The sequence below is a fragment of the Nonomuraea sp. NPDC059023 genome (genome assembly GCF_042740095.1).
Classification (GTDB): Bacteria; Actinomycetota; Actinomycetes; order Streptosporangiales; family Streptosporangiaceae; genus Nonomuraea.
The window spans coordinates 22893-31248 of the sequence record NZ_JBHYIO010000070.1; the positions used below are offsets into that span (position 1 = coordinate 22893).

Sequence of the window (8356 nt, forward strand, 5' to 3'; positions counted from 1 at the left end):
CGTGCATCGCGGCTCTACCGTGAATGGCGGAGCCGCGTCCTGTCCGGTAGGAGGACCAGCGTGCAAGTCATCGTGCTGAGGCAACTTGCCGAAGAACGAGACCTCGTGCATTACGGCCGCTTCGCCCGGCTGTTCGAGCGGACGGCCAGGGAAGTGGGCTACCGCGATCTGACGATCAGCGATCGGCAATGGGATCGGTGGCTGTCCGGCCGGTTGAAGGGACTACCCCATCCGAGGGCTCGCGAGGTCCTCGGCCACATCTTCGGCAGACCCGCAGCCGAGCTGTTCAGCCTCCTCACCGACATCGACACCGTCGCCCCCGTCTGCGTCGATGCGGCTTCCATCCTGCGGGGTACACCTGTCGAAGACCGCGCCAGAGGACTGTACGAATTGATGATGGAAGCCGCCGACCGTTCGAGGGAGGCCGCCGGCGACGCGGAACTCACGCTCGGCGGTGCGGCCATGGAGCAGCTGCAAGACGACGTCATCCGGCTGGCCAGGACCTTCCTCCAGAGCCCGCCCATGGTGCTCTTCCCCGAGCTCGTTGATGTGCGCGACCAGATCGCCGCCCGGAGGAGCCAGACCCGTAAGCCCGCGCAGCTCGGAGAGCTCAACTTCATGTCCAGCGTGGTCGCCGCGCTGTTGGCCGAGGCATGCATCGACCTTGGGGAGACCAAGATGGCACGCGACCATGCTCGCGCGGCCTGGTCCTTCGCCAACTCCATCGATCACGTTCCGCTTGCCGTGCACGCGCGCGGACTGATGGCCTCCAGCTCCTACTGGGCAGGCCATCCCCAAGACGCCGTCATCGCGATCACTAGAGCTGTCGAACAGCGCCCCGTGGGGCTCGCTGCGGCCCGGGTCCAGAGCATAGCCGCGCGGGCCTGGTCGCACGTGGGCGACGCTGACAAGACCGTGCAGGCGATCCGGGCCGCGACCGAGGCCCGCGCCAACGACCAGGGCGGCGACGAACTTCAGGCGATCGGCGGGGTGTTCCTGTGGGACGAGGTCAGGCAGCACCGCTGTTTCAGCACCGCCCTACTGCAGTTGCTTCACCTGCGCGATGGTGCATTCGAGCCCACGGCGGTGCGCCGCTTCACCGGGCAAGTGCTGACCCACACTCAGCAGGCACTCGACATGGCCAAGGCCCTGCCGCAGGACGAGCGATCTCAGATGGTCGAGGCCACGATCGGCATCGAAATGGCCACAGCTTTCGTGCTACTCGGCGACCTCACCAACGCCCGCGGCTGCCTCGGCGGGGCGCTTCAGCTCCCCGCCGACATGCGGTCGTTCCCCGTCCTGCAACGGCTGGGCGGGCTGCGTGTCAGGCTCGCCACCCTGTCGGAGCGGGCGGCGCGGGACCTCGGCGACGACCTGGCGATGTTCGTTCAGGGGAGCACCGTTCGCGCGCTGCCCGCCGGGTCCTAGCGGGCGTCCCAGGCGGCCAAGAGCTCGGCTTCACGCTCGGGTGCGATGCCCAGCTCGGCGGCGCGTTCATGGTCGAGGAGCTGCCCGGCGTCGCTGAGCCACTTCCACGTGTCGGCCACGCTGGTCGCCAGTGGCCGACACTCCAGGCCCGCCGTACGCGCGTGGGCCGCGTCCAGCCGCCATGTGCCCGCGTACGGTCGCCACAGCGGCAACTCCACCCATTCACGGACGCCGTGCCGGATGAGGAAGTCGTGGTCGACCCATTCCAGACGGGCATCGCTGCCGGTCGCCTGCTGGCAGGCGTCGAGCAGCTCACCGAAGGTGGCCGATTCGATCGGGGCGGCCAGGTTGTACGAGCCCGCCCGCTGCCGCTCGGCGGTGTCCAACGCGAACGCGGCCACGTCGCGAACGTCGATCGGCTGAATGGGCCAAGCAGCGGTACCGGGGGCCAGTACGCGGCCACCGCGGGCGAGACGTCGCAGCCACCACGGGACCCGACCGACGTACTCGTACGGGCCGATGATGACCCCTGGCCGGAGCAGTGCAGCGCGGTCGGGGAACGCGGAGGTCACAGCCTGCTCGCAGCCGACCTTCTCGCGGCCGTACTTGTCGAGCCCGCTTTCCCCAGAAGGGGGTTCTGGAGTGTAGGTCCGCAGTGGGGAGGCGTCATCGAGAGGAGTGGTCGGCCAACCTCGGTAGACGTTCACCGTCGAGGTGAACACGTAGAAGTTGGCAGCACCAGCCAGGCAAGCGGCGGCCGTCTCGACCATGGCCGGGGTCATGCCGCTGGTGTCCACGACGGCATCCCACGGGCCGCTTGTGGCGAGGTGCGCCAGGTCGGTGCTGTTGGTGCGATCTCCGCGTATCGGGGTGGTGCCGCGTACATCCTTACCGGACCGGCCACGGGTGAAGGTCGTGACGATGTGCCCGCGCTCTATCGCGAGCTCGGCCAACGCCCGTCCGAGGAACCACGTGCCTCCAAGGATCAGCAGTCGCATGGCTCGATCCTGGCGCACTGGGCCGGAGATGGCCATCGAGCGGGCCGAGACGTTGGTTGGAGCCTTCTCGGCATAGAGGCATAAGGCAGGCACACCGTGACAGCTCAGCTAGCCCATCGCGCAGAAGGAGCCACGCCGTGACAGCAATGCCCCTCATGGTTGCCCTTGCCCTGGCCGCCTTCGCCGGTTTCGGTAGCGCCGCCTATCAGATGCTCAGCGAGCGGGTGGATCTCCGACGCAACCCCGCGCCCGGCCGATTTGTCGCTGTCAGGGGCCGGCGGCTGTACGTACAAGCTGAAGGCGAGGGTGGCCCGACCACCGTCATCCTGCCCGGTATGACTGACAACGGCCTGGGCTGAGTCAACGTCCGGCGGGGACTGGTACCTGGACGTCGGGTTTGGCAGTACGACCGAGGCCATCGTCTGCCGTTCGTTGCCTTAGGAATCCAAGGTCTTCGGCCGCTCGACCGGCTCGGCTTCACCGCCGCCTCCGCCCGAGGTAGCGACGTCTGGCTCGGGACTTCTCGCAGGCCGGATCGGTGTGCGCGGACGGTCTTCTCCAGGGCTAGCGAGACAGGGGCGGTCTGGCTCGTGGCTACGGCGTCCCTTGCGAAGCACTCGAACAGAATCGGAATTCTCGCTTGGCCGTTTAACATTTATAGACCGGACCGGAAACAGGGTTGCCGTCCAATTTCAAAGCCGGATCAGATCATTTCCTGTCGGAGTTTGGAGTATTTACAAGAGGAGCAAACGGCGATAAGGGCGATCAGGCAGAATATTCTCGATGCCGAGACAAGGCGTAAATAGTGACCGCGACAAGAGGTGGCCATGGATGATCCGGTACTTGAGCGCGCTCTCGTCGCCCTGGTGGAGGACGAACTGGCTAACCCCGAAGTCGCCGAATCCATCCAGGACCTGGGTGTCGATCCCGGCCGTCTCCATGAGACGGCAACGAGCATGATCGACTCGCTGCTCGTCGAGACCCCGCAGGAATACCAGCAGTACAAGCACGCTCGGGCGCAGCATGAGGTTACTGTCGAGGAATACATCGGCACCGCCGCCAACGACCCGTGGAGCCAGCTTCTGGCTGTTGTGTGGCCATTATGTGGCGCCATCGCTGTTTGCTTGCTGGTCGTTCGGGCTCTTGTGAGTGTGTGGTGGGAGCCCTGGGCGGTGCTGGCCGAGGTGGCGTGGCTCTGCGTGTTCTTGGCACTGTTAGCCGCCGGGGTCAGGAAGGTGCGCACGACTCGGCTGGGCGCGCGCATCATTTTGAATGGCGACCCTGTCGCACGGCAACTCGCCGCCGCTCGCACCCGTTTGATCGGCGCCATCTCCTCGTCTGCGCAGGGCCTCACTCAGGTCGTGCGGTACGCGATCAATGATGCCCGTGAGGACCGCCTTGAACGGGACTACGCGGTCCAAGACAGCACCGGGCTGCGTGATTTGCACGGGTCCGACTACTACGTGCCCACCTCTGTCTGGGACGACATTGAGGCCCTGCTCGCCGGCATGAACGGCGGCAGTGTCGGCATCGCTGGCGTGCGCGGAACGGGAAAATCGGCGCTCATCCGTCAATACTGCGCCACACCTCAGAAACTGCCTTCCCATGTCACCTGCCTGGTTTCGGCGCCGGTCGACTACAGCGGGCGTGACTTCGTGCTGCACCTGTTCGCAGAGGTGTGCCGTGCCAGCGCGAGGCGGTTCAGGAACCCGCACCGTACCTGGAGGCAGCATAGGCGGTGGTCGTCGCCTCGCTGGCTGCTGTATATCGTGCTCAACCTCGTTCTGTTCCTTGGCCTGGCAGCCGGGCTGATCTGGGTGGCTCACCTAGACCACCTGCTCTCAGCGGCCGTCATTCTCCTGATCCAGGCCGTGATCGGGCTGTTCCTGGTGGTCAGCTTGGTTCACGATGGCCACTTGGTCTATCGTCGCCACCTGCTGTTCGCCACCGAGCGTCGCCTGTGCCGTCGGGCCCTGCGTGATCTAGCCCGCATCCGGTTCCTGCAGACCAACACCACCGGTTGGTCGGGGGCGATCAAACTCGGCGTCGGGCTGGAAGCTCAGGCTTCCGGCGGTTGGTCGCGCGCCGAGCAACCCCTCAGCTATCCCGAGATCGTCGCGGAGTTTCGCGCCTTCACCCGGGCTGTGGCGCGCTATCTGTCCCGCACTGGTGCCAGCGTGTACATCGGCGTTGACGAACTGGACAAAATCGGCTCGGCCACCCAGGTGGAGAAGTTCCTCAACGAGGTAAAAGGCATCTTCGGCATCCCGGGTGTCTACTTCTTGGTGTCGGTCTCCGACGATGCCATGACCGCCTTCGAGCGTCGCGGTTTCCCTTTCCGGGACGTTTTCGACAGTTCCTTTGATGAGATCCTGCGCGTCTCGCCCCTCACCTACGCCGAGTCCCGTCGCCTGCTCTATCAACGGGTCATCGGCCTGAACGAACCGTACGTGGGCTTGTGTCATGTCCTGGCCGGCGGCCAAGCCCGCGACCTGATCCGCATTGCCCGCCGCCTCGTCCGCCTGGGTAATCCTCAGACGAAACTCTCCGAACTGTGCCTCGAGCTGGTCGGACAAGAGCTCCACCGCAAAGCCCTGGCCACCCTTCACCACCCGGCCGTCCAGAACCAGCCGAATCTGCTGCGCCACCTCCATCACCTCACCGGGGTGGTCGAGGAGGTGGTGCCACCTTTGGCCGACATTCTGACCACCCTGTCCGCCGACCCCCTCGACGACGACCAGCAAGCTGGCGAGACGCGCCTGGAGTTTGCCTGCTACGTCTATTTCTGCATGACGCTCCTGCAGGTGTTCAACGACGCACTCGACAAGGACCACATGGACCGCGCTACCCAACCGATCAACCATCCGGCCACTTTCGACCGCCTGGCCAAGGCCCGCACGGCCTTCGCCGTGAACCCGCACCTGGCCTGGCAGCTCATCGACGACTTCCGCAAAGCGTGGCCATTGCCCCTCAGCCCATCGCCCGCGCACACACGGCCCTGAAGGAGACCGCAAGAAGCCGTGTGAACGGGTCAGGCCGGGTTGGTGGCAAGGACCACGTAAGCGGTCAAGCGGCCGAACTTGAGGGTGCGGGCGGCTTCAGTGACTGAGACACCATCGCCGACGAGGCGACGCAGGGTGGCCCGTTTAGCGGGGTCGATGACACGGCGGGCTGTCGTTCCAGGCGTTTCAGCACTACACCGCCAGGTCGCCGAGGGATGCGGTCGCGGTGATCGAGGTCGCTCAGATACAGGACCAAGTCCCAGGCAACGCCCATGTACACAGCCATGCTGGCAGCGTGGGCTGCGCGCTCCTACTCCGTGGTCGGCGACCGGCAGTCGTGTGAAAGGTCATTGGGGCAGGCGCCAGGCACTATCGCTCGGTCCCCACGATGCCGACTTGCCGTGCCCGTATTGGATCATCGAGGGAGAGATCGAGATGATCGCGAGATCGTTCGCGCTCCAGTTCGGCAACGACGTACAACCCAGCGGCACATTGAGATGGCGGCCGCGACCTACTCGGTCGCAGGCTGGAGCGGTAGACCCATCCAGACTCGGTGCGTAACCTTCCTGGTCATCGCGCGTAAGCTCCACTGCTCATCGCCTCCTTTCGTTCTGCTCAGCGAGCCAGCCGGCGAAGCGCTCCGGCCAGACGATCGCGATGCCGTGGTCACGGCACGCGCGGACCAGGTCGCCATCGGCTGGTTCGCGTTCGCAAGCGATGACGGGATGAACGCGCCCCGCCGATGTGGCCAGCCCGGTCGTGTAGTGCAGCACCTGGCCGATGGCCAGCCGCATCTGCTGGACCTCGTTGGCGTCGGTGAGGCTCTTGACCTCGGCGATGTAGAGATCGCGTGTGCCCGCGACCCAGCCAAGGTCGTATTGGCTCTCGTGCGGGGCTGGGCGCAACGGCGTCAACCCGGCCGCCAGCAGCGCCTCGGCGAGCTGGTTCTGGACACGGTTGTGAGCGCGAAGACCCCGGCCAGCCAGATCGGGATCGCGCCCGCCCCCTTCGCGGGTGACCGTCGCGAGTTCGGTGTGCTCGTCGACCGGCTCGTAGACACGCCCCACGCCAGCGTCGGTGTCAGCGGGATGCACGCGGTAGCTGGCATGGACTTCGCCGTGCTCGGCATTGCCCCGCGGGTGTTCCTTCCACCAATACTGGCCGGACAGCTTGCCGAACAGGGGCGCCTCGGGCCGGTAAGTCTTGAAGTGCCCTCGGCAGAGGTGGAGCGCGGTGCCCAATCCCTCGGCGCTCGCCTTCCCCTCGCGCTCCAAGGCCTGGGTCACGGGTTGGATGTCCAAGACCGAGTATCGGGTCAAGGGGACACCGCGACGTTTGTGATGCGCTCGTGACTGCTTCTCGCCAGGAACCTGCACAACGATGTCGACGTTCTTGCTGTGCATCAACCCGAACGTCATGGCCAGGGTCGCTACGGCGATTCCGTACCGCATGACCAGCTGCTCGCAGAGGTTCTCCACGATGCGCGGGTGATCGGGGTCCTGGGGGAAAGACATCTTGGTGTAGGGAGTGGGCAACTCGCCTTCTGCGATGTAGCGGCCGTCTTCGCCCAGAAACCACGTCATCAGGGCAAGGATGAAGGGTTTGCCCTTGTCCCATTCGACGAACAAGTTCGCCTCCATCACCCAGCCGCCCTTGTTTCGGGGCTGGCGGGACACCGCCCAGCCGAAGGCGTGATATCCCATCCAGTTCTCGACGCCCTGCACCTCCACGAACGTGCACTCGTGTGGCGGCACCACGATCACCGTGGACAGCATCGTGTAGAGATCTTCGGGGCGGGTGTAGGTGTCGGTGAGGTAGCGGGCGACGTTCTCGGCCGCGATCACCTTCGTCTAGCCCAGCATGTCGGTCCGCAGTCCCTGGCCAACCTTGGCCCGGATGCTGCGAGCGGCCCACTCACCGCCGGGCTCGAGCAGAAGCTCGTGGAAGGGCTCGACAGTATCTTCCCAACCCGGCACCCGGCTCGTTGCCAGGGCAAGGTCGTAGTAGCTGGGCGCAGACGCGCCCGCAGCCATAATCCGATCACGCAACCGGGTCATCGATCCCCACCTTCACCCACGATGGCCAAGGAAGACACCACCCCACAGTGACGTACGGCTACGACACTTTGCGTCGCGATATCCCCACAACCTCGTCCGGCCCTCGCTGACATTTCGATGACAGATGACATTGTCGGCGGCATCTTCGAACTGACGGCGAATGTGGGCCACGAGCGTGATCGCCAAGCCCAGGCAGGTGATGACGTCACCTACCTGGTTCAAGTGCCCAAGCAACTGCAGTCGTTGGCTGAGCAGACACGCCGCGGACCGGGCGTCGTCCGTGCCACGCGCATGCTCCGTTGAGCGCCACGGCGTCGGCCCGTACCCTGCTGAAAGCAGCACGCGCATACCGCCTGGTGGCCGCCCACGGCTACGGACCGCCCCACCCTGCTCTTTGCGCGATCGAGGGGGCGTCACGAGCTCTAGAGTAGGAGTAGATTGATCTTTACTCCGGGAGCGCTATGTCATTTCCCCCTGCGCAGCAGCCGGTCGCGATTGAGAGTCTGCTCCATCGACGAAGCGATCTGTCGACCTTCCTCGTCCATCTGACACGTGATTCGGCTGATGGAACGAGCGCGCGGCTGTCCCTCCTAGGCATCCTGGGTGCTCAGGAGGTGCGAGCCCTCAACAGCTTTGGCCCGGCGGCTTCACTCGTCAAAGGCACAAAGTACGAGGACAGCCAACGTGTTGTCTGCCTCACAGAGACACCCCTTGAGCACACCTGGATGATGTGCCAACCGATCGCCGGCCGAAGCGTCCAGCTCTCCAGCTACGGACTAGATCGCTGATGTGAAATTCGGGTTAGTGGTCGTAGGCGGTCAGGGACCGTTTTACGGGTGCGCCGGTGTTCCAGTTGTGCCAGATGGCGGCG

The 8356-nt window shown here is 65.2% G+C and carries 7 protein-coding genes; 4 read left to right on the plus strand and 3 right to left on the minus strand.

Going from position 1 to position 8356, the window contains the following annotated elements; genetic code table 11:
- Window positions 1-60: 60 nt before the first annotated feature.
- The gene (locus ACFWYW_RS56050) at window positions 61-1428 is read left to right on the plus strand and encodes a hypothetical protein (protein ID WP_379626845.1); all 1368 of its coding nucleotides are present in this window, start codon (window positions 61-63) and stop codon (window positions 1426-1428) included.
- On the opposite strand, the gene ACFWYW_RS56055 is transcribed toward ACFWYW_RS56050, so the two are convergent.
- Window positions 1425-2426, minus strand: a complete 1002-nt coding sequence (locus tag ACFWYW_RS56055; protein ID WP_379626843.1) for an NAD-dependent epimerase/dehydratase family protein — start codon at window positions 2424-2426, stop codon at window positions 1425-1427. The two genes, ACFWYW_RS56050 and ACFWYW_RS56055, sit on opposite strands and share 4 nt — an antisense overlap.
- 137 nt (window positions 2427-2563) lie before the next feature.
- On the opposite strand from ACFWYW_RS56055, the gene ACFWYW_RS56060 reads away from it, so the two are divergent.
- Both ACFWYW_RS56060 and ACFWYW_RS56065 read left to right on the plus strand, forming a co-directional pair.
- On the plus strand, window positions 2564-2785 hold the full coding sequence (locus ACFWYW_RS56060) for a hypothetical protein (protein WP_379626841.1): 222 nt from the start codon (window positions 2564-2566) through the stop codon (window positions 2783-2785).
- A 468-nt stretch (window positions 2786-3253) separates the two neighbouring features.
- Window positions 3254-5428: a hypothetical protein gene (locus ACFWYW_RS56065; protein ID WP_379626839.1), complete on the plus strand. Its 2175-nt coding sequence runs from the start codon at window positions 3254-3256 to the stop codon at window positions 5426-5428.
- A gap of 593 nt (window positions 5429-6021) precedes the next feature.
- Here ACFWYW_RS56065 and ACFWYW_RS56070 read toward each other — a convergent pair.
- Together ACFWYW_RS56070 and ACFWYW_RS56075 are read right to left on the minus strand one after the other, a co-directional pair.
- The gene (locus ACFWYW_RS56070; protein ID WP_379626837.1) at window positions 6022-7272 is read right to left on the minus strand and encodes a hypothetical protein; all 1251 of its coding nucleotides are present in this window, start codon (window positions 7270-7272) and stop codon (window positions 6022-6024) included.
- A gap of 6 nt (window positions 7273-7278) precedes the next feature.
- Entirely contained in the window at window positions 7279-7485 is a 207-nt protein-coding gene (locus tag ACFWYW_RS56075) for a hypothetical protein (RefSeq protein ID WP_379626835.1), read from the minus strand.
- Between the two features lie 117 nt (window positions 7486-7602).
- On the opposite strand from ACFWYW_RS56075, the gene ACFWYW_RS56080 reads away from it, so the two are divergent.
- Complete coding sequence (locus tag ACFWYW_RS56080; RefSeq protein ID WP_379626833.1) at window positions 7603-7788, plus strand: hypothetical protein; 186 nt, start codon at window positions 7603-7605, stop codon at window positions 7786-7788.
- The last annotated feature ends 568 nt before the right edge of the window (window positions 7789-8356 follow it).

Excerpts from the sequence above, each read along its gene's own strand:
- ACFWYW_RS56055 (WP_379626843.1), bottom strand. The coding sequence starts at position 2,426 with ATGCGACTGCTGATCCTTGGAGGCACGTGGTTCCTCGGACGGGCGTTG.
- ACFWYW_RS56065 (WP_379626839.1), top strand. The coding sequence starts at position 3,254 with ATGGATGATCCGGTACTTGAGCGCGCTCTCGTCGCCCTGGTGGAGGAC.
- ACFWYW_RS56075 (WP_379626835.1), bottom strand. The coding sequence starts at position 7,485 with ATGACCCGGTTGCGTGATCGGATTATGGCTGCGGGCGCGTCTGCGCCC.
- ACFWYW_RS56080 (WP_379626833.1), top strand. The coding sequence starts at position 7,603 with ATGACAGATGACATTGTCGGCGGCATCTTCGAACTGACGGCGAATGTG.